Below are 20,624 nucleotides of genomic sequence, written 5' to 3'. Positions count from 1 at the left end.
CATACAAATTTAACTTATACCTCAAACCCTTGATTATGAACAAACTGAAAGTTTTTGTTGTACTTTGTTTGATCTCTACGTTTGCTTATGCAGGTGGATATCGTGTTAGCACACAAAGTAACACGCAATTAGCAATGGGACATACTGGTGTCGCTGTCGTTAATAATGCAGACATCTTATTCTTTAATCCAGCTGGAATAGTACACCTGGAAAACAAATTAAATATAAGCGCCGGTGGTTTCGGTGTATTTTCTGATGTAAAGTACCAAAATCAAGAATTTGGGACCACATTTGAAACAGAAAGTGAAACTAGTACTCCTATTTATCTTTATGCTACTTACAAAGTATCTGAAGATTTTGCTGTAGGTTTAGGTGTCTACACACCTTATGGTAGTAATGTAACATGGCCTACTGATTGGGCAGGATCTCACCTAGTTAATGAAATAGACTTAAGTGCAATTTTTATTCAGCCTACTTTATCTTATCAATTATTTGATAGTGTAAGTATAGGTGGTGGACCTATCCTAGCTATAGGAGCGGTTACATTTAATAGAAACGCAAGTAGAACACTAACTGATGAAGAAGGTGTTCGTTCTAACATTGAAATAGAAGATTCTGGTATTACGGCTTGGGGTTGGTCTGCTGGACTTATGTTTACTCCAGACGATAGATTTACTCTAGGTTTCAACTACCGTTCTTTAATAGACATTAATAGTACAGAAGGTACTGCTACTTTCTCAAACTTCCCTAACAGTTCATTAACTCCTAGTAATGGTGAGACTGGATTTACTGCAACACTTCCTTTACCTGCAGAACTTACTATAGGAATGTCTTATAAATGGGACAAATTACTTCTAGCTTTTGATTACAATAGAACTCTATGGAGTGAATACAACAGTCTAGATCTAGAATTTAGTAATGGTGTTGCTTCTATTAACCCAAGAAACTATAAAGATGCTTCTACATGGAGATTAGGTGCTCAATATGAGTTTACTGAAAAATTAACCGTAAGAGGTGGTTATTACTTTGACGAGTCTCCTGTACAATCTGGATTCTTTGCTCCAGAAACACCACGTAATGATTCTAACAACTATACTTTTGGTCTTTCTTACAAAGTAAATTCGAAGTTATCTATTGACACATCATTCCTATTTGTACAATTTAAAGAAATTAATGAATCTTATGATTTCTTTTCTGACACTGGCGCAACTACTACTGCACCATTTGCAGGAACCTACAAATCATCAGCATTTATCGGTGGTCTAGGTATAACTTATAGCATGTAAAAAAAATAAAATAATGAAAAACTTAAATATAAAATTCATTGCTCTTTTTCTTGCAGGTGCTGCAGTAATAGGCTGTGATGACGAATTTGACAACGCTATCGAAGATGGTGGAGTATACACATCTGGAGAAGCAGACTTCTCTAAATTTGTAACTGTAGGAAACTCTTTAACGGCAGGATTTGCAGATAACGCATTGTACCTAAATGGACAATTAAATTCTTACCCTAACATTATTGCAGGTCAAATGCAGTTTGCTGGTGGTGGTGAATTTAATCAACCACTCGTTAATGATAATGCTGGTGGCCTACTTGCCGCTGGGGTACAAATACTACCTAATCGTTTTGTACTAGCGTCTGACGGTAATGGAACTCCTGCTGGACCAGTTGTTCTAGACGCAACTCCTACAACAGACATTACTAACAAAGTTACCGGACCATTAAACAACTTTGGTGTTCCAGGCGCAAGAGTATTTCACCTAGCAGCTCCAGGTTACGGTGCTTTAGCTGGTGTTGCTACAGGTACTGCAAACCCATACTATGCTCGTTTTTCTAGCTCAGAATCTTCTACAGTAATAGATGATGCGATTGCTGCAAACGGAACGTTCTTTACTCTATGGATAGGTAATAATGATATATTAGGATATGCTACTAGCGGTGGGTTAGGTGTTGATAACAACGAATTAAACAACATAGACCCAGCTGCACAAGGAGACAACAGTATAACTAACAATAATGTATTTGCTGCCGTGTACCAACAATTAGTTGCTGGACTTACTGCAAACGGTGCAAAAGGAGCTCTAGTTAACATTCCAGATGTTACTTCTATTCCTTTCTTTACAACGGTACCATTTGCTCCATTAAGCCCTGCAAGCCCTACATTCGGTCCTCAGATACCTACTTTAAACGCAACATTTGCTGGTCTAAATCAAGCGTTTGCATTTTTAGGTGTTCCAGAAAGATCAATTACTTTTTCTCAAACTGCTGCAAGTGCTGTAGTAATTAACGATGAGTCATTAACAGACTTATCTGCACAATTAACGCAAGTTTTAATAGGTGGCGGATTAGACGCTGCTACAGCTACTCTATTCGGACAACAATTTGGTCAGGCAAGACAAGCTAACGCTACAGATTTATTAACTTTTACAAGTCAGACAGTTATCGGTGAGTTAAACGCAGCTCGTTTTGCACAACTTACAGGAGCTGGTTTAGACGCTGCTACTGCTGGACAACTTTCTATTAACGGTGTTACTTTCCCTCTTGAAGACCAGTGGGTACTTACCCAAGATGAGCAAGATAGAATAACAACTGCACAAACTGCATATAACGCAACTATAGAAGCACTTGCTGCTGCAAATGGTCTTGCATATGTTGACGTACGTACAGAACTTTCTACAGTAGCTACTACAGGGATTTCTTATAACGGTGGCGTTTTAACTTCTACATATGCTTCAGGTGGTGCTTTTTCACTAGATGGTGTTCACCCTACAGCTAGAGGTTATGCATTAACCGCAAACACTATAATAGATGCTATCAACGCACAATACAGCTCTACTTTACCTAAAGTAGACATAGGTGCTTATGATTCTATTCAACTAAGTGATTCTGCTCAATAAACAGAGCATATAATTTCTATATAAATCTGCTGAAGGCTCGTTCTTCAGCAGATTTTTTATTTTTACACAAATTCTATATTATGAGATTCATTATAAAATTACTTATTACAGCTGCTCTAGTTATGGGACTGGCAGAAATATTACCAGGTATAGGTATTACTAATTATGTAAGCGCCATACTAGTTGCCCTTACCTTATCTATATTAAATTTTATAGTAAAACCCATACTTGTTATACTAACCTTACCTATAACTATAGTCACATTAGGTATATTTCTATTATTTATAAACGTTATCATTATCTACCTAGCAGACTGGTTTGTAAGCGGTTTTACGGTAACAAGTTTATTTTGGGCATTTATATTTTCACTATTACTCGCAGCGGCACGATCTTTTCTCTTTAAATTATTAGACAAAGAAGATAACTAAAAATATCTAACCACCACGTAGGTCAATAGCAATAAGACAAACACTTTGATAACTAGTAAATAAAGCTTAATTTTGCAGCCCAATTTTAACAGCATAAAAAAGTCTTTAAATGAATATAAAACGTACGGACACAGACGCATTAAATGCGACAATTACCATAGAAATTGAAAAGGCAGATTATCACCACCAAGTAGATAACGTACTTGCAACTCACCGCAAGACAGCAAACATACCTGGTTTTAGAAAAGGCCATGTACCTGCTAGCCTTATCAATAAAAAGTACCGCATTCCCGTATTAGTAGAAGAGATCAATAAACTGACTCAATCTCAACTTAATAAATTCATCACCAGTGAAAAAATGAATCTTTTAGGAAACCCACTTCCTAAGGCTCAAGAAGACATTGACTGGGATCAAGACAATTTTACTTTTGAATTTGAAGTAGGTCTAGCTCCAGAATTTGATGTAGATGTAAAAGCTAAAAAAGCCATTACACAGTACGAAATCAAAACTGATGACAAAACTATTAACGACCAAATCGATCGCATACGTGAGCAATATGGTAAGTTAATCGCAAAGAAAGAAGTTGAAGAAGGAAATGAAGTTACTGGAGTTTTTAGAAATGACGACGAAGAAATCAATTCTGACGCTACATTCTCTACATCAAAGATCAAAGGAAAGACCAATCTTAAGAAATTTGTTGGTGCTAAAGTAGGCGACTCTTTAGAACTTAAAACTAAAGGTCTTTTTAATGATGATCACGATCTAATGAATTTTCTTAAAGTAGAACATGATAAAGCACACGGTCTTGAAATACCTGTAACTTTTGAAATCACTGAAGTTAACGAGCGTGAAAAAGCAGAGCTAAATCAAGAATTCTTTGATAAGCTTTTTGGAAAAGATGTTATCAAGAGTGCAGAAGAACTAGTTGAAAAACTACGTGAAGACGCAGGGAAACAATTTGCTCAACAAACTGATCAGAAATTATTAACAGACGTTACAGAATCACTTATTGAGAACACAAAATTTGATTTACCAGCAGACTTTCTTAAAAGATGGATCGCAAGTAATGGCGAGAATCAATTAACAGAAGAAGAAGCTGCAGCAGAGTACGAGCGTTCTGAAAAAGGATTGAGATACCAACTTATTGAATCTAACATTGTAAAAAACAATGAAGAATTACAATTAAAGTTTGAAGACCTACAAGAATATTCTCGTAAGATGATACGCTTACAAATGGCTCAATATGGTCATACCGGTGCAACTGACGAAGAGGTAGACGGTGTAGTAGCACGTATCATGAGCAATCAAGAAGAAGTAAAACGCATGAGCGAGCAACTTCAAAATGAGAAAATGCTAGATTTCTTCAAAGCAAACGCAAAATTGAAAAAGAAAGAATTGACTTACGAAGACTTCATTAAAGAAGCTTACGAAGCATAATTTATTCCTGTCAATAATTCATATCTTTAGGCGTTGACTATTTTATCAATTAGTTAACGCCTTTTTTATCACTCATATAGTATCATTACAACATGGATATATCTAAAGAATTTGAAAAATTTGCCGTAAAAGATCAAGGAGTAAATCCTATGTATTACGATAAAATTATGGGTAGCATGTACCCAACTAATCTTACTCCTAACATTATAGAAGAGCGCCAGATGAATATCGCGATCTTTGACGTATTCTCACGTTTAATGATGGACCGCATCATTTTCATGGGAACTGGAGTAAACGATCAAGTAGCAAACATTATACAGGCGCAACTGCTTTTCTTAGAAAGTGCAGACGCAAAGAAAGACATACAGATCTACATTAACTCACCAGGTGGTAGTGTTTATGCAGGACTAGGTATATATGACACGATGCAGTTTATAAAGCCAGATGTAGCCACTATCTGTACCGGTATGGCTGCAAGTATGGGAGCTGTTTTATTATGTGCCGGTGCCGAAGGTAAGCGTAGTGCTCTACCACACAGTCGTGTAATGATACACCAGGTTTCTAGTGGGGCGCAAGGTCAGGCTAGTGACATAGAGATAACAGCACGTGAGGTTGTAAAACTTAGAGAAGAATTATACACCATCATAGCAAAGCATTCTGGACAGACTTATGATAAAGTCTATGCAGACTCTGACCGTGATTACTGGATGAAAGCTGATGAGGCTAAGGCATACGGTATGATCGATGAAGTATTAAGAAGAGACTAAGAACGTTTCTTGCAATAAAATTGTGGTTATTCCGCTTTCGCGAAAGCGGAAACCACAACACTTAAACTGCCTATATTAAAATTAAGAATCGCATTTCTAACTTTATAGAAAAACGACTCCTATCTAAAAGGACACAAACTATCGTGTCAAAAACAGAAATATGAGTAAAGAACAACTAGAATGTAGCTTTTGTGGACGCAATAAAGCAGAAACTAATTTGCTTATTGCAGGACTGGACGCACATATTTGTGACCGCTGTATAGAGCAGGCTCATGGAATAGTTCTCGAAGATACTACAGTCGATAAACCTGGAGTTTCTAGTGCAGAATTAGAACTTAAAAAACCTAAAGCTATAAAAGCTTTTCTTGATGAATACATCATAGGGCAAGAGTTCACTAAAAAAGTAATGTCTGTAGCGGTTTATAACCATTATAAAAGATTATTACAAAAAAATACCGATGACGATGTAGAGATACAAAAATCTAACATCATGATGGTAGGGCAAACAGGAACCGGTAAAACACTTATTGCAAAAACAATTGCAAAAATGTTGAACGTGCCTCTTGCCATAGTAGATGCAACGGTACTTACTGAGGCTGGATATGTAGGAGAAGATGTAGAAAGTATCTTAACTCGATTATTACAGGCAGCAGACTATAATCTTGAAAAAGCACAAACAGGAATCGTTTTTATAGACGAGGTAGATAAAATTGCTCGCAAGAGTGATAACCCATCTATTACAAGAGATGTGTCTGGAGAAGGTGTACAACAAGGACTTCTTAAATTACTAGAAGGAACTGTGGTAAACGTACCGCCTAAAGGTGGACGTAAACATCCCGATCAGAAATTTATCGAGGTAAATACAGAGAACATCTTGTTTATCGCAGGTGGTGCCTTTGACGGTATTGAAAAAGTAATACGTAAGCGATTAAACATGCAGGCAGTAGGTTTCAGCGCGAGTATGTCTAACGATGGGGTTGTAGAAAAAGATAATCTTTTACAATATATTATACCTAAAGACATTAAAGATTTTGGGATGATTCCAGAAATCATAGGTCGTTTACCTGTATTAACGTACATGAATCCGCTAGACGCAAATACGTTAAGAGCTATACTTACAGAGCCTAAAAATGCCATAGTAAAACAATACAAAAAATTGTTTGACATGGATGATATTAATTTCACAATCACCGACGATGCGCTTACCTATATAGTAGAAAAGGCTATTGAATATAAGCTAGGAGCTCGTGGACTACGTTCTTTATGTGAAGCCATACTAACAGACGCCATGTTCGACATGCCAGGTGGAGATACTAAAGAATTAGTTGTTACGAAAGAGTATGCTGCGTCTAAATTAGACAAAAGTGCTATTCAAAAATTAAAAGCAGTGAGTTAAACCACTTCATTAAATATATTATTAAACCCCTTACATTAGATGATGTAAGGGGTTTTTATTTTAACCTAGTGGTTAAATTCACCTCTTCAGTATTTACATATTCTCCGAAGTCTTGATCTTCATATGTATATGCATTAATAGTAAAACTAAGAAATGCACCTTTAGAGAAAGTTAATTGATAGGTTCCATCCCTATTTGTTTTAACAGATTTAATCACACTGCCTTCATAACTTTCATCTGGACTATTACCATAATACCAGCATTCCATATTAATAGTAGCATTGTGCACCGGTAAATTTGTTTTACCATCTAGTACTACTCCATTTACCTCAACATCATCCACATCGCTAGCGCACCTCCATAAACTTAAGAAGGTTAAAGTGAGGACAAAAAGAGTAGAAAACTTCATAAATAGCAAAATTAAAACTTAATAGACCTAATTTAAAACAATCATCTTAAATTGCACACGTTAAATATACCAGTGAAAAAACATCTTTTAAACATACTCGCAGTTCTATTAATAGCCATCACACTAGTTCAATGTGCAAAAAAAGGCTCACCTACAGGTGGTCCAGTGGATGAAAAGCCACCAGTAATATTACGTATGTATCCAGATAATTATACTCGTAATTTCAAGAATCGAATTATCGAGATAGAATTTGACGAATTTGTAAAACTTAATGATTTACAAAAACAACTGGTTATATCACCGCCTTTAAAAACGCGTCCTACTATTACACCACAGGGAACTCCATCGAGAAAAATAACTATAGAGATTACCGACACATTAAAAGATAATACTACTTATGTTTTCAATTTTGGACAAAGTATAGTAGACAACAATGAAGGGAATCCATATCCATTTTTTAAATACGTTTTCAGTACTGGGACCGTGATAGACTCCTTAACCTTAAAAGGTAAAATAACTGATGCCTTAAATTATGAGGCAGAAGAGTTTGTAAACGTTTTGCTATATGAAGTAAATGAAGAATATACAGATAGTATCATATATAAAGAACAACCGCGATATGTTCTAAACACCCTAGACAGTCTGACTACCTTTACTATGGAAAACCTTAAAGAAGGTACTTACAAAATGGTAGCTCTCAAAGAAGAGAATTACGATTTACGCTTTGATGTAACAAGAGATAAAATAGGCTTTATAACAGAACATATAACTATTCCTAGTGATAAAGTTTATGAACTTAACATGTACCAGCAAGAACTAGATCCTAGCATTAAAAAAATCACACAGCAAGCTCCATCTAGACTATATGTAGGTTATACAGGTAACGTAGACGATTTAAATATAGAACCTACTAACAAATCACTAATTACCAAAAGTCGCTTAACGCAATTAGAAAAGAAAGACACCTTACAATATTGGTATCAACCAGTTATCAAGCAAGATTCTGTTATGATAAGTACAACAGTTTCAAATCAAGAAGAAGAATTTAAAGTACGCTTAAAAGAGCTGACAAAAGACACATTAAGCATAAAAAAAGGCAATGATTTCTCACTAAATAAACCATTTACCTTTTCAGCATCTACTCCTATAGAAAAGGTGGACACCAGTTTTATGAAACTTATTGATAAAGACAGTCTACAAGTATCTTTTACCACAAGGTTAGACAGTCTTAAAAATAATGCTGTAGTAGACTTTGAAAGAAAAGAGTCTCAAAAATATAATCTAACCCTTTTTCCAGGTGCTGTAACAGATTTTTATGGTGAGAAAAACACAGATACTTTAAGCTATAATTTTAACACAGTAAAATCAACATCTTTAGGTAATATAAGTGTTACTATAAATAATACAGGAGAATTCCCTATTCTTATTCAAATTACAAAAAAAGATTTGAGTATAGAATTACAACAGTCAGTTGATAAGAATGGAACTTATAACTTCTTCTATCTTAACCCTGGAAATTATTATATAAGAGTCGTTTATGACACTAACCGAAATGGCAAATATGATGCAGGTAATTTCTTAAAAGGCATACAACCAGAAAAGGTAGTTTACCATCCTGAAGTAGTAGAATTAAAACCTAATTGGGACAGAGTTTACAACCTCAATTTAAAGTAAACTTATCTCTATCTTCTAAAAAGCGCAACTTAGAACGGTATTTCTCAATTTGAGATTTATGAATCTCCATAGTTTGTATTCCTTCTTCTTCCCAAGGTTGATTAAGTAATTCATTACCTAAAACATCATAAACTTGAGAGTGTCCGTTATAATCCATTCCTGTACCATCTTTTCCTACTCGGTTCACACCTATGCAATAACTCATATTTTCAATGGCACGAGCTTTTAATAAAGCATCCCAAGCGTTTATTCTAGGTACAGGCCAGTTAGCAACATATAACAAAACGTCATAATTACTAGTATTTCTTGCAAAAACAGGAAAACGCAAGTCGTAACAGATTTGCAGGTTAAATTTCCAGCCTAGATATTCAGCTACTATGGTTTTTCCACCTTTCTCATACACCTCATGCTCACCAGCAAGTGTAAACGTGTGTCTTTTATCATAAATGGTAGAAGATCCATCAGGGCGCATGAAAATACCGCGGTTTACAAATTTATCTCCTATTTGAAACATGACACTTCCATAAATAGCAAAACCACCTCTTATTGCATGGTCTTTTAAATAATCGATAACACCAGAGTCACAAGCAAGACCATCAGGCTTCATAGAAAAACCTGTAGTAAACATCTCAGGAAGCACTACTAAATCTGTTTTTCCATTGAGTGACTCTATCTTCTTAGAAAAATTCTTCAAATTTTGTTTTGGATTTTCCCAAACCAAAGAAGTCTGAATAATCGATGTTTTTAAAATATCCTTTTTCATGAGTCTGTTTTAAATTAAAAAAAATAGGCAGCACTATTTAAAGAACTGCCTATAATATTGTGTTAGATAATAAATGTAAATACTATAAAATTAAGCGTTCATTATATCTTCTATTTCTTCTGCTTCTATAGGAATATCTCTCATAAGATTAAATGGCGCACCACTATTATTGATAACCACGTCATCTTCTAGTCGTATACCAAATCCTTCTTCTGGAATATAAATACCAGGTTCTACCGTAAATACATTTCCTGCTTGCATAGGCTCCCATAAAATACCATAATCATGAGTATCTAGACCCATGTGGTGAGACGTACCGTGCATAAAGTATTTCTTATATGCTGGCCAGTTAGGGTCTTCGTTTGCAACATCTGCCTTATCGATAAGACCTAGTTCTAGAAGTTCTTTGGTCATTATCTTACCTACCTCTACATGATATTCTTTCCACAAAGTACCTGGCACAAGCATTTTAGTAGCCTCATTCTTCACTCTTAATACCGCGTTGTACACCTGTTTCTGTCTATCTGTAAAACGACCATTTACTGGTATAGTTCTAGACATATCACTTGCATAATTAGCATACTGCGCACCAGCATCGATAAGAATTAAATCGCCACTCTTGCATTCTTGATTGTTCTCTATATAGTGTAGTACGTTTGCATTATTACCACTCGCAATGATAGGCGTGTAGGCAAAACCATCACTACGGCTTCTTATAAATTCATGTAAAAACTCTGCCTCTACCTCATACTCCATCACACCAGGCTTCACAAAATCTAATACACGACGGAAACCTGCATTAGTAATATCACAAGCCTTCTGGATTAAATCTATTTCGATTTGATCTTTAACCGCTCTTAAACGTTGCATAATCGGTGCAGACTTTGCATAATTGTGCGCTGGATATTGAGCTTTGGTTTTTTTAATAAATCGATCTTCACGACTTTCTAATTCTACAGACTGGCGGTAATGCTCATTAGTATTAAAATAGATGGTATCGCATTGCGTCATCATTTCAAAAAACTTCTTATCAAAATCACTTAACCAGTATACAGTTTTTATACCTGTTACTTCAGTCGCCTTTTCTTTAGTCAGTTTTTCACCTTCCCATACAGCAATGTGCGCGTTAGTTTCCGTAACAAAAAGCACTTCTTTATGTGCTGGATCTGGACTATCTGGAAAAAGAACTAAAATAGTATTCTCTTGATCTGCACCACTTAGATAGAATATATCGCGGTGTTGTTTAAACGGCAGCGTACTATCAGCTCCTGTTGTAAAAACATCGTTAGAATTAAAAACAGCTAGACTAGACGGCTTCATTTTGGCCATGAAGTTCTTACGGTTTTTAATAAAAAGAGCCGGATTTATAGGATGATATTTCATATGTAAAATCTATAATTGAGTTAGGATAATGGTTCTTATACCGCTTTCGCGAAAGCGGAACTACAACCTACCGCAAGGTAAGAATAGCTCTATAGACGGCAAAGAAAACTAGAATTCATTAACAACAAGATCTACACCCTTTTTAAAGAATCACTAGATTATTTAAGAGCGTTTCTTTTTACGGTTTTTTATAAAAGTAACTACTAAAAGTAGTACGATAACAATGGTAACACCGATGATAAAATATCTTGCAACTTCCATGATATAAGTAATTTAGATTAATCTTCTAAATTTATAGAAAAGCTAGCAATAAAAAAAGCCCTGTTTCTTAGCTTAAGAAACAGGGCTTTAAAATATTTTAAACTCTATCTAGTCTACATAAACACCGTTCTCAGGTTTTGCATATGTTGCTGTATCCATATTACCGCCGTCTATATCTATGCTCTTAAATTCTCTTACTTTACCAGCAGGCACCGTAGGTTTGTTGTTTTCTACTTTATACCAAGTAAGTTGTGTAGGTAACAATAAACCGTTTACCTCATTCCACTCATTATAGTTCACAAAGTTAAATTTATCTGACTTACCTCTATTACCAGCAGTAACTGTATAAGCTAGCCATGTCATTTTTTTAGTTTCTGGGTGGTAATACATTAGGTAATTATCATCAGGAGAATCTCCTACTGCAGCTTCAAATCCAACCTTAATACCAGGATAAGTAACTCCATCAAATTCTAGTGGTTCTACATCTTCATACACAATACCACTATCTGCAAGTAAGAAAGGCATAGAGTAGAAATAGAACATTAAATTATGATAGAATTTTGCTCTAGCTTCTGGAAAATAAGCACTATCCTGTGCGATCCACACTTTACCGTCTAGAGAACCTATGGTATGAGTAGGTGATTTTACCACTATATCTCTAGTCTGCACATCTGCAATAGTTTCTGTTTCATCTAGAGAGTAAGTAAGACTTCTCATTTCAGACCATTTTTGAAGTCCGCCATGTGCAGCAAGAACATCTTTCAATCCCTGAGGATATCTAGATAGGTCTACCATAGTTTTTTCTACAACGGTTTCTTTTTCTACAGAAACTTCTTTCTTCTCTTCGGTCTTGCAAGACACCATCAATGTCGCTACAAATAAAGCTAGTATAATTTTTTTCATCTGCGGAAAATAAATAAAGAGTATCACGATTATGTTAGGGATATTATAAAATTAAGTTAGAAGAAAACTACCCTAGAAAAAATTATTATATTCTTGTGGTAAGGAATTATATGGATTAAAACTATAACTCAAAGTCCTTATCTTTAAACGCCACTTAAAAAACACTTCATGAAAAAGCTCTTGTCTTTTCTATTTATCAGTTCTTCTATTTTCACTTTTGCACAAAATCCCGTTGCCACAAGCGGTACAGATGTGCAAAGTAGTCTAGATAAAAAAGAGCAACTGTCGCAATCTTCTCCTTTTAAAAATCTAGAATTTAAAAACATAGGACCTACAGTAATGTCTGGTCGTGTAGTAGATATAGACATTAACCCAGCAGACCCAACAGAAATGTTAGTCGCATATGCCAGTGGCGGTTTATGGTATACTAATAATAACGGTACTAGCTTTACTCCCATTATGGATAATGCTGGCACAATTAATCTAGGTGATATCGCTGCAGACTGGACTTCTAAAACCATATGGGCAGGAACAGGAGAAAACAACTCTAGCCGTAGTAGTTATGCCGGTATAGGTTTACTTAAATCTACCGATTGGGGTAAAACATGGAGCAAGCCCATGCTTACAGACTCTCAACATATAGGGCGTATTTTAATAGATCCTAAAAATACCGACCATGTAGTCGTTGCTGTAACTGGTCCGTTATATTCAGTAAGTGATAATCATGGTATTTACACTACTCAAGATGGTGGTACAACTTGGGATAAAACTCTTTTTGCAACCAGTACTGCAGGTTTTATAGATCTAGCGACAGCACCAGATAATTTTAATATTATGTATGCTGCCAGCTGGGAGAAAAATCGCAAAGCATGGAATTTTGATGGAAATGGAACGGCAAGTGCCATTTATAAAAGTACCGATGCTGGAAAAAACTGGATTAAAATCACTACAGAGGCAAGTGGTTTTCCTGTAGGAAGTGGAACAGGCCGCATAGGACTAGCTGTCTATGATGAGAACACCGTATACGCTATTCATGATTCCCAATTTAGAAGACCTGCTCAAAAAACAGATTCTAAAAAATCGACTAGAAATCAACTTTCTAAAAACGATTTTACATCGATGTCCAAAGAGGACTTCTTACAACTAGATGATAAAAAACTAAATACCTTTTTAAAACAAAACGGTTTTCAAGAAAAATACCGCGCCCAAAACGTAAAAAACATGGTACGTGCAGGAGATGCTACTCCTATGGATGTTGCAAAATATCTTGAAACGGCAAACACACAGCTTTTTGACACACCTGTAAAGGGCGCCGAATTGTATCGTTCTAATGATGGTGGTAAGACATGGAATAAGACTCATGAAGGACAGATAGATGGCGTTTTTTATAGCTATGGATACTATTTTGCACAAGTACGTGTAGACCCTAGCGATGTAAATCACCTTTACGTTATGGGCGTACCGATTATTAAATCTGTAGATGGCGGTAAGAACTGGATCAACATTTCAAGAGAAAACGTACATGCAGACCATCATGCTTTATGGGTAAATCCTAATAAACGTGGTCATATTATTAACGGTAACGACGGTGGACTTAACATCTCCTATGATGACGGTGAGACGTGGATCAAAAACAATTCACCTAGTGTAGGTCAGTTCTACTCTATTAATTACGACACAGAAAAACCGTATAATATTTATGGTGGTTTACAAGATAACGGCGTTTGGGTAGGCGCACACAACGCAAGAGAAAACAGAGCATGGCAACAAAGAGGTCACTACCCATGGGAAACCATTATGGGTGGCGATGGTATGCAGGTTCAAATAGACGCTAGAAATAGCGACATCGTTTATACCGGATACCAGTTTGGTAACTATTATAGAATAAATCGCGATTCTGGAAAACGCACTTACATACAACCTAAACATGAATTAGGAGAATCTCCATACCGTTTCAACTGGCAAACTCCTATTCTATTAAGCTCACATAATCAGGATATCCTTTATTTAGGTAGCAATAAATTACACCGTTCTATGAACAATGGTACAGACTGGACCGCTATCTCACCAGACCTTACCCAAGGTGGTAAAGAAGGAAATGTAGCTTATGGAACTATAACGACTATTAGTGAATCTCCGTTTCAATTCGGATTAATTTACACAGGCTCAGATGACGGTTTAGTACAACTTACTCAAGATAGCGGTGCTACCTGGAAAAGTGTTAAAGGCAACTGGCCGGCAAACTTATGGATAAGTCGTGTCGTTGCTTCTCAACATAAAAAAGAACGTGTTTATGTAACCTTAAACGGTTATCGATTTGATGATTTCACTACCTACGTTTTCATGAGTGATGATTATGGAACTACCTGGGAAAACATAGGCAACAACATTCCTACCTCTCCTGTAAACGTGATTATTGAGCATCCTAAAAGTAAGAATACTCTCTTTGTAGGAACAGATAATGGTAGTTACATAAGCACAGACAGTGGAGCAAATTGGGACATTTTAAATAACGGTATGCCACCAGTTGCCGTTCACGATATGAAAATACAACCAGTTGCAAACGACTTGTTAATCGGTACGCACGGTCGTTCTATTTATACTGCAAATTTAGATGCACTTGCATTGATGAATAATGATGGTTTCGCTTTCGCGAAAATCGATAAAACCAGAGCCTCGTCTAGATATGGATCACAAGGATTTATGTGGAGCAAAGGACCAGAACCTGCTATAAAACTTTCTTACTACACTCCTATGGCTGGAAAAGTAAAGATAGAGGTACTCAACAAAGATGGAAAAACCATTTTTGAAGATGCTAGCATGAGTTCTATCGGTATTAACTTTTACACTTATAATGGTACTGTAGGAGAATATGCTGTGAAAAGATTTGACAAAGAAAACAGACCAGTAAAAGCACAAAACGGAAAGTATTATTTGCCTAAAGGAGTCTATTCTGTTAAGTTAAGTGGTAGTGGTGGAAACGCTAGTCAGGAGTTAGTAGTGGAGTAAAGTATTTGTTTTTCTAAAATGACAAAAAAAGAGATCGATCACATTATTAAGAAAGAATCTGGTACTGTTTTACTAGTAAAAGATTCAGGGCAAACCTTTTTTGAGGCAATTCTTAATAATTGGATATCCTTTCTTTCTGTTCTATATTTTTTAAGTCAAAAGAAACTTAACTATCTCGTTTTAACTGAAAAAAGAATAATTTTAATCATTAGAAATAAAGTTTCTAATGAGTACACTCTATCTGATTTTGAAACTATAAATTATAATGGGATAAAAAGCGTTTTAGAAATAACTGATGCAAATCAACAGCTTTCAATTCCTCTAACTAAATTAAATATAAGTTACGAAGAGTCTAAGATTTTAAAACATCAACTATCAGAGTTTTTAATTCGTAAAAAACGATGTAGAATCACTCAGTTATCGAAATGTAAATTAATAAGTTATATATGAAATATTACTTTCTATTACTTACCATTGTATTGACTAGTTGCGTAGAACAAAATAAGTCTGAACCACAAATATCATTCATGAAAACAACCATACAGCTAGAAAAAGAGCAAATATCTATAGATCTTTCAAAACCACATGATATTAGTCTAGCGGTACAAAATAATGCTGGAGTTGGTGCGTGGTACATCGATCAACCTGTTATTAAACATGTTGAGGTAGATGGATATGTGGGGAATGTAAAATTGGGTGGCTCGACTAATTTTAATGACGTTAATTTTAATCCGCATAGTCATGGAACACATACGGAATGTATTGGGCATATTACAGAAGAGTTTCATAGTGTGAATAATGCACTAGATGGGACCTTCTTTAAAGCGCAGTTGATAAGTGTAACACCACAAGAAATAGATGGCGATTTAGTCATTAATGAATCGGTGACAACTCCTGTCGCTGCTGGAATAAAGGCTGTGATCTTGCGTACCATGCCTAATCCAGAAAGTAATAAGAGCAAGAATTATTCTAATAGCAACCCACCGTATGTAGATGCTGGATTAATGTTACGCTTTCGCGAAAGCGGAATCCAACACATTCTCATAGATTTACCTAGTGTGGACAAAGAAAAAGATAATGGTGCGTTACTGGCACATAAAGAATTTTGGAATTTTAATGGTGAGCAACGACTAGACGCTACTATCACCGAGTTGATTTATGTACCTGATGTGATAAAGGACGGCTTTTACATGCTAGATCTTCAAGTAGCGCCTATAGAAAATGATGCTGCACCTTCTCGTCCTATTCTCTACGAGATATTGTAACTTTGATTTATGGAATTATTATTTTTTCTCGGACTGGCATTAGGAGCAGTCGCTTCATTTTTTATTTTTAAATTCTTTTTTAAAAATAGCAAAAAAGAAAACACACGCGAGCAGAGTGTTGTTCTTATGGAGAAAATACGCTCGGTTTGTAAATTTATAACCGTAGAAGGAGATTTTTCTGAAATCTACCACTATCAAAATGTAAAAGACAAAATTGCCAACTTTCTATTAGGGAAGAAAAAAGCCATTATCTTAATTAATGCAAAGGCACATATAGGTTTTGATCTTACTAAAATAGAAATGGATAGCGATCCTGAGAGAAAAACGATTGTTCTTAAGAACTTTCCGCAACCGCAAATTTTGAGTATAGAAACCGATTTTAGTTACTATGACAAGTCAGAAGGATGGGCAAATTATTTTACCAGCGATGATCTTACTGAGGTAACACGCAATGCAAAGCAACACATTATCGATAAAGTACCAGAAAGCGGCCTTATGGAACAAGCTCGTAAAGAAGCTATTCTTGCTATTAAAATGATGGAAGGACTCGCAGCAACTATAGGCTGGACTCTAGATTATAATGCCTTAGTTTTAGAAAAACACGAGGAGACTAAAAAACTAGATTCATAAGATGGAAATAGACCAACTTAGGGACTACTGTCTTTCTAAAAAAGGAGCTACAGAAGAGTTCCCCTTTGACGAGGTGACCTTAGTCTTTAAGGTAATGAATAAGATGTTTTGTCTCGCTGGTCTTGAAAAATGGGAACGTGGAGAAAAAACTATAAATCTTAAATGCGATCCTGACAAAGCCATAGAGTTAAGAGAGCAATATGATGGCACTGTAATAGGTGGTTTTCATTCTAATAAAAAACACTGGAATACCATATACACAGACCGTGATATGCCGCGAGAAGAATTGCAACAATGGATAGATCACAGTTATAATCTAGTCGTTGCAAAACTGACTCGCAAAGACAAAGAACTTTTAAAAAACAGCTAATTGGATTCAAAACTCCACACCTTTTATAACGAGCGCATTGCTCAATTTACAGACTCTAGCAACCGTTTACAAAATCAATTGCGCTTATCTAGCACGATACGGTTTCTAGTATTTATAGGTGGTTGTGCTGCCGTTTATTTACTTTTTGATTATTGGCAATATGCCTTATTAGCAGCATTTGTAATATTTGGTATCTTTCTGTTTTTAGTTTCTAGACATGAGAATTTAAAACGCAAGCGCGATTTTCAAATAGCATTAAGAGATATTAATGGTAAGGAATTACAAATTCTAGATCGTGATTTTCATGGCTTCCCTGATGGTAAAGAATTTCTAACGGAAGATCATGAATATGGTCGTGATATTGATTTATTCGGTGCAGGGTCTATATTTCAATACCTCAATAGAAGTGTTACTAAAGATGGAATTAAATCACTTGCTCATAAACTAAACAGCAACGACATCTCTCAAATAGAGAAAAAACAAGGCGCTGTAAAAGAACTAGCAAACAAGGTAGATTTTAGACAAGAATTTTGGGCAACAGCTACATTGCTTGATAATGAACGCAATCCCAAATCGATGTTAGAATGGGTAAAAGGCTATGAACCTTTTGTCCCTAAGATATTCTCCTGGTTGTGCTGGTTATGGTTAGCGCTGAGTATATCGACATTTGCTCTATACTTCTACGATCTAGTTACTGGTTATGTGCCATCTGTAGTGTTTTTTGCAGGTTTAGGAATTACAGGTAAATACATTAAAAGAATCACTGCTTTTTCTGGTAACATAAGTAGTCTAGAATTATTTTTTAGTCAGTACAGTCAGTTAATTCTCGCGATAGAAAATGAAAATTTTGAAAGTGAATTGTTAGTAGAATTGAAGTCAAAAATAACAACCGATGGAGCGCCGGCTTCAGAACGTTTTTATGAACTAGCAAGATCCATAGGAAGACTGGACCAAAGAAACAACATGCTTTTTGGCGTTATGGCAAATGGTCTGGGACTTTGGGATTTAAAACAAGTACATACCATAGAAAACTGGCTACAAGAAAACGCGAGTCATATAGAAAACTGGTTACAAGCCGCTGCAGAGATAGATGCAATGAGCTCGCTAGGTAACTTTGCTTACAACCATCCTGACTTTACCTATCCTAAAATAGTATCAGGTGATTTTCAATTAAAAGCGACAGAGGCACATCATCCTTTATTAGATCCAAACAAATCCATAGGCAACAACATAGATATATCCTCTGGTGAGTTCTTTATCATTACCGGTGCAAACATGGCTGGAAAAAGTACCTTCTTACGAACTGTATCTATGAAAATAGTACTCTCTAACGTAGGTTTACCAGTACGTGCTAAAGAAGCAACTTATAGCCCGATTAAGCTTATTACAAGTATGAGAACCAGCGACTCTTTAACAGATGATGAGTCGTACTTCTTTAGCGAATTAAAACGTCTTAAATATATAGTTGATAAAATAGAAACCGATCGGTATTTTATTGTTCTAGATGAGATTCTTAAAGGAACTAACAGTCAGGATAAAGCTAACGGTTCTCGCAAGCTTATTGAAAAGCTCTCTAGAAAACATGCGACAGGAATTATCGCTACACACGATTTAAGCCTTACTGAAGTAGCAAACGAATACGATACCATTTCCAATTATTTCTTTGACGCAGACATCACTAATGACGAGCTCACCTTTGACTACAAATTCAAAGATGGTATTGCTACTAATATGAATGCGAGTTTCTTGTTGAGAAAAATGGGAATTGTCGATGAGTAGACAGTAGACAAAATATATTCCATTACAAATAATGACGTTAAGTTTTAACTTAAACGATCGAGTTATTTAAGCGTTTTATTTTCTAAAATATCAAAACCAAAAAAACCTTCTTTTACTTCTAACTCAATTATTTTGAACTCATTTCTTCGTTCATAAAATTGATGTGAGAAAACTAGCTGTTTACGATAATACGAATTGAATTGAATTTCAAAAATTGGCTTTCTTTCATTTCTATGTCTTTTCCCTCCAGACATGGAAGATCTACTTATAATAGTATGTTGTTGAATTTCTATTTGCCCACTTGATAAATAAAAATTCATCAAAATAAAAATACCAGAAACGATAAAGCCAAAACTGATTAAAGATTGTAACACAGTAAAAAACATAAGTTTTATACCACTATATATGGGATATATTTTACTGTAGTTTCTTGATATCATAACTACACCTATTATAGTAGCTATGATTACTATAGCACTTAATAATTTAGGATCTACAATAGTCTTACGATAGATTAAAATTTGCCAACACAATAAAGCAAAACCTAGAAATAAAGAATAAGTATAAACTCTTTTTGCAGTTTTCTCAGTCATATACTCTACCTGTATTAATCTCTTAACAGACTAATCTTATTAAAGACATCGTAGATAACAATACCAGCACAAACTGATATGTTTAAACTGTGTTTAGTACCATATTGATCTAGTTCTATGACTTCTTTACATGCGTCTACTACTTCTTGCTGTACACCTTTTACCTCGTTACCGAGAACAATGGCTACCTTATCACCTTTTGATGGTGAGAAATTATAAAGGTTTTGCGAGCGCTCTGCTTGTTCTATTGCACAGGTTGTATAACCTTGCTCATTGAGCCTGTTTACTATATCCACAGTATCTTCTACATATTCCCATTCTATGGTTTCAGTAGCTCCTAAGGCCGTTTTTCTAATGTCTTTATGAGGTGGTTGTGCAGTGATTCCACATAAATAAATTTTTTCAACACGATAAGCATCTGCACTACGGAAAACGGAACCGATGTTATTTAAACTACGCACGTTATCTAAGACAATTATCAAAGGTGTTTTATCACTTTCTTTAAAACCTTCTGTAGTAAGGCGATCTAGTTCATCGTTAAGTAGTTTTCTCATCATGTGTCAAAGGTAAGAAGTTGTATTTTCTTTCTAGAAACTTTATTTAGGTAATGGCATTAAAGTTATTCCGCTTTCGCGAAAGCGGAACACAAAAAAAGGAT

19 protein-coding genes are annotated in these 20,624 nt (G+C 35.4%); 13 read left to right on the top strand and 6 right to left on the bottom strand.

The features are described 5' to 3' along the window. The first annotated feature begins 35 nt into the window (after positions 1-35). From LY01_RS03305 to clpX, 6 genes are all read left to right on the top strand, one after another. Positions 36-1,286 carry an OmpP1/FadL family transporter gene (locus LY01_RS03305; RefSeq protein ID WP_211289258.1) on the top strand — a complete coding sequence of 417 codons (1,251 nt, stop codon included), beginning with the start codon at positions 36-38 and terminating at the stop codon, positions 1,284-1,286. Between the two features lie 13 nt (positions 1,287-1,299). Continuing rightward, positions 1,300-2,898 carry an SGNH/GDSL hydrolase family protein gene (locus LY01_RS03300; RefSeq protein ID WP_104514375.1) on the top strand — a complete coding sequence of 533 codons (1,599 nt, stop codon included), beginning with the start codon at positions 1,300-1,302 and terminating at the stop codon, positions 2,896-2,898. A gap of 80 nt (positions 2,899-2,978) precedes the next feature. Then, complete coding sequence (locus LY01_RS03295) at positions 2,979-3,326, top strand: phage holin family protein (RefSeq protein WP_104514374.1); 348 nt, start codon at positions 2,979-2,981, stop codon at positions 3,324-3,326. A 109-nt stretch (positions 3,327-3,435) separates the two neighbouring features. Beyond that, on the top strand, positions 3,436-4,764 hold the full coding sequence (gene tig / locus LY01_RS03290; RefSeq protein ID WP_104514373.1) for a trigger factor: 1,329 nt from the start codon (positions 3,436-3,438) through the stop codon (positions 4,762-4,764). A gap of 92 nt (positions 4,765-4,856) precedes the next feature. Further along, positions 4,857-5,531 carry an ATP-dependent Clp endopeptidase proteolytic subunit ClpP gene (gene clpP / locus LY01_RS03285; protein WP_104514372.1) on the top strand — a complete coding sequence of 225 codons (675 nt, stop codon included), beginning with the start codon at positions 4,857-4,859 and terminating at the stop codon, positions 5,529-5,531. A 160-nt stretch (positions 5,532-5,691) separates the two neighbouring features. Beyond that, entirely contained in the window at positions 5,692-6,927 is a 1,236-nt protein-coding gene (gene clpX, locus LY01_RS03280) for an ATP-dependent Clp protease ATP-binding subunit ClpX (protein ID WP_104514371.1), read from the top strand. 55 nt (positions 6,928-6,982) lie between these two features. On the opposite strand, the gene LY01_RS03275 is transcribed toward clpX, so the two are convergent. Then, positions 6,983-7,336 (bottom strand): hypothetical protein, encoded by a 354-nt coding sequence (locus LY01_RS03275; RefSeq protein ID WP_104514370.1) that lies wholly within the window; start codon positions 7,334-7,336, stop codon positions 6,983-6,985. 72 nt (positions 7,337-7,408) lie between these two features. Between LY01_RS03275 and LY01_RS03270 the strand changes: the two genes are divergently transcribed. Next, positions 7,409-9,010: an Ig-like domain-containing protein gene (locus LY01_RS03270; protein WP_104514369.1), complete on the top strand. Its 1,602-nt coding sequence runs from the start codon at positions 7,409-7,411 to the stop codon at positions 9,008-9,010. Here the strand turns inward: LY01_RS03270 and LY01_RS03265 are convergent. From LY01_RS03265 to LY01_RS03255, 3 genes are all read right to left on the bottom strand, one after another. After that, the gene (locus LY01_RS03265; RefSeq protein WP_104514368.1) at positions 8,997-9,773 is read right to left on the bottom strand and encodes a nitrilase family protein; all 777 of its coding nucleotides are present in this window, start codon (positions 9,771-9,773) and stop codon (positions 8,997-8,999) included. The two genes, LY01_RS03270 and LY01_RS03265, sit on opposite strands and share 14 nt — an antisense overlap. A gap of 90 nt (positions 9,774-9,863) precedes the next feature. After that, entirely contained in the window at positions 9,864-11,156 is a 1,293-nt protein-coding gene (locus tag LY01_RS03260) for an aminopeptidase P family protein (RefSeq protein WP_104514367.1), read from the bottom strand. 369 nt (positions 11,157-11,525) lie between these two features. After that, on the bottom strand, positions 11,526-12,320 hold the full coding sequence (locus LY01_RS03255) for a DUF6503 family protein (protein ID WP_104514366.1): 795 nt from the start codon (positions 12,318-12,320) through the stop codon (positions 11,526-11,528). A 168-nt stretch (positions 12,321-12,488) separates the two neighbouring features. Between LY01_RS03255 and LY01_RS03250 the strand changes: the two genes are divergently transcribed. The 6 genes from LY01_RS03250 to LY01_RS03225 are packed head-to-tail and all read left to right on the top strand — an operon-like array spanning position 12,489 to position 19,373. Next, entirely contained in the window at positions 12,489-15,329 is a 2,841-nt protein-coding gene (locus LY01_RS03250; protein WP_104514365.1) for a WD40/YVTN/BNR-like repeat-containing protein, read from the top strand. 18 nt (positions 15,330-15,347) lie between these two features. Continuing rightward, on the top strand, positions 15,348-15,779 hold the full coding sequence (locus LY01_RS03245; RefSeq protein WP_104514364.1) for a hypothetical protein: 432 nt from the start codon (positions 15,348-15,350) through the stop codon (positions 15,777-15,779). Beyond that, entirely contained in the window at positions 15,776-16,594 is an 819-nt protein-coding gene (locus LY01_RS03240) for a cyclase family protein (RefSeq protein WP_104514363.1), read from the top strand. The genes LY01_RS03245 and LY01_RS03240 overlap by 4 nt, the downstream gene beginning before the upstream one ends. A gap of 9 nt (positions 16,595-16,603) precedes the next feature. Further along, positions 16,604-17,224, top strand: coding sequence for a DUF4230 domain-containing protein (locus tag LY01_RS03235; RefSeq protein ID WP_104514362.1), 621 nt, complete (start codon positions 16,604-16,606; stop codon positions 17,222-17,224). A gap of 1 nt (position 17,225) precedes the next feature. Next, on the top strand, positions 17,226-17,594 hold the full coding sequence (locus tag LY01_RS03230; protein WP_104514361.1) for an MmcQ/YjbR family DNA-binding protein: 369 nt from the start codon (positions 17,226-17,228) through the stop codon (positions 17,592-17,594). After that, positions 17,595-19,373: a MutS-related protein gene (locus tag LY01_RS03225; RefSeq protein ID WP_104514360.1), complete on the top strand. Its 1,779-nt coding sequence runs from the start codon at positions 17,595-17,597 to the stop codon at positions 19,371-19,373. Between the two features lie 62 nt (positions 19,374-19,435). On the opposite strand, the gene LY01_RS03220 is transcribed toward LY01_RS03225, so the two are convergent. Together LY01_RS03220 and LY01_RS03215 are read right to left on the bottom strand one after the other, a co-directional pair. Then, entirely contained in the window at positions 19,436-19,966 is a 531-nt protein-coding gene (locus LY01_RS03220; RefSeq protein ID WP_104514359.1) for a hypothetical protein, read from the bottom strand. Between the two features lie 14 nt (positions 19,967-19,980). After that, on the bottom strand, positions 19,981-20,520 hold the full coding sequence (locus tag LY01_RS03215) for an RNA methyltransferase (protein WP_104514727.1): 540 nt from the start codon (positions 20,518-20,520) through the stop codon (positions 19,981-19,983). Between the last annotated feature and the right edge of the window lie 104 nt (positions 20,521-20,624).

Source organism: Nonlabens xylanidelens (genome assembly GCF_002934445.1).
Lineage (GTDB): Bacteria > Bacteroidota > Bacteroidia > Flavobacteriales > Flavobacteriaceae > Nonlabens > Nonlabens xylanidelens.
This window is presented reverse-complemented; position numbering and strand designations above follow the sequence as displayed.

Excerpts from the sequence above, each read along its gene's own strand:
- LY01_RS03305 (WP_211289258.1), top strand. The coding sequence starts at position 36 with ATGAACAAACTGAAAGTTTTTGTTGTACTTTGTTTGATCTCTACGTTT.
- LY01_RS03300 (WP_104514375.1), top strand. The coding sequence starts at position 1,300 with ATGAAAAACTTAAATATAAAATTCATTGCTCTTTTTCTTGCAGGTGCT.
- LY01_RS03295 (WP_104514374.1), top strand. The coding sequence starts at position 2,979 with ATGAGATTCATTATAAAATTACTTATTACAGCTGCTCTAGTTATGGGA.
- tig (WP_104514373.1), top strand. The coding sequence starts at position 3,436 with ATGAATATAAAACGTACGGACACAGACGCATTAAATGCGACAATTACC.
- clpP (WP_104514372.1), top strand. The coding sequence starts at position 4,857 with ATGGATATATCTAAAGAATTTGAAAAATTTGCCGTAAAAGATCAAGGA.
- clpX (WP_104514371.1), top strand. The coding sequence starts at position 5,692 with ATGAGTAAAGAACAACTAGAATGTAGCTTTTGTGGACGCAATAAAGCA.
- LY01_RS03275 (WP_104514370.1), bottom strand. The coding sequence starts at position 7,336 with ATGAAGTTTTCTACTCTTTTTGTCCTCACTTTAACCTTCTTAAGTTTA.
- LY01_RS03265 (WP_104514368.1), bottom strand. The coding sequence starts at position 9,773 with ATGAAAAAGGATATTTTAAAAACATCGATTATTCAGACTTCTTTGGTT.
- LY01_RS03260 (WP_104514367.1), bottom strand. The coding sequence starts at position 11,156 with ATGAAATATCATCCTATAAATCCGGCTCTTTTTATTAAAAACCGTAAG.
- LY01_RS03255 (WP_104514366.1), bottom strand. The coding sequence starts at position 12,320 with ATGAAAAAAATTATACTAGCTTTATTTGTAGCGACATTGATGGTGTCT.
- LY01_RS03250 (WP_104514365.1), top strand. The coding sequence starts at position 12,489 with ATGAAAAAGCTCTTGTCTTTTCTATTTATCAGTTCTTCTATTTTCACT.
- LY01_RS03245 (WP_104514364.1), top strand. The coding sequence starts at position 15,348 with ATGACAAAAAAAGAGATCGATCACATTATTAAGAAAGAATCTGGTACT.
- LY01_RS03240 (WP_104514363.1), top strand. The coding sequence starts at position 15,776 with ATGAAATATTACTTTCTATTACTTACCATTGTATTGACTAGTTGCGTA.
- LY01_RS03235 (WP_104514362.1), top strand. The coding sequence starts at position 16,604 with ATGGAATTATTATTTTTTCTCGGACTGGCATTAGGAGCAGTCGCTTCA.
- LY01_RS03230 (WP_104514361.1), top strand. The coding sequence starts at position 17,226 with ATGGAAATAGACCAACTTAGGGACTACTGTCTTTCTAAAAAAGGAGCT.
- LY01_RS03220 (WP_104514359.1), bottom strand. The coding sequence starts at position 19,966 with ATGACTGAGAAAACTGCAAAAAGAGTTTATACTTATTCTTTATTTCTA.
- LY01_RS03215 (WP_104514727.1), bottom strand. The coding sequence starts at position 20,520 with ATGAGAAAACTACTTAACGATGAACTAGATCGCCTTACTACAGAAGGT.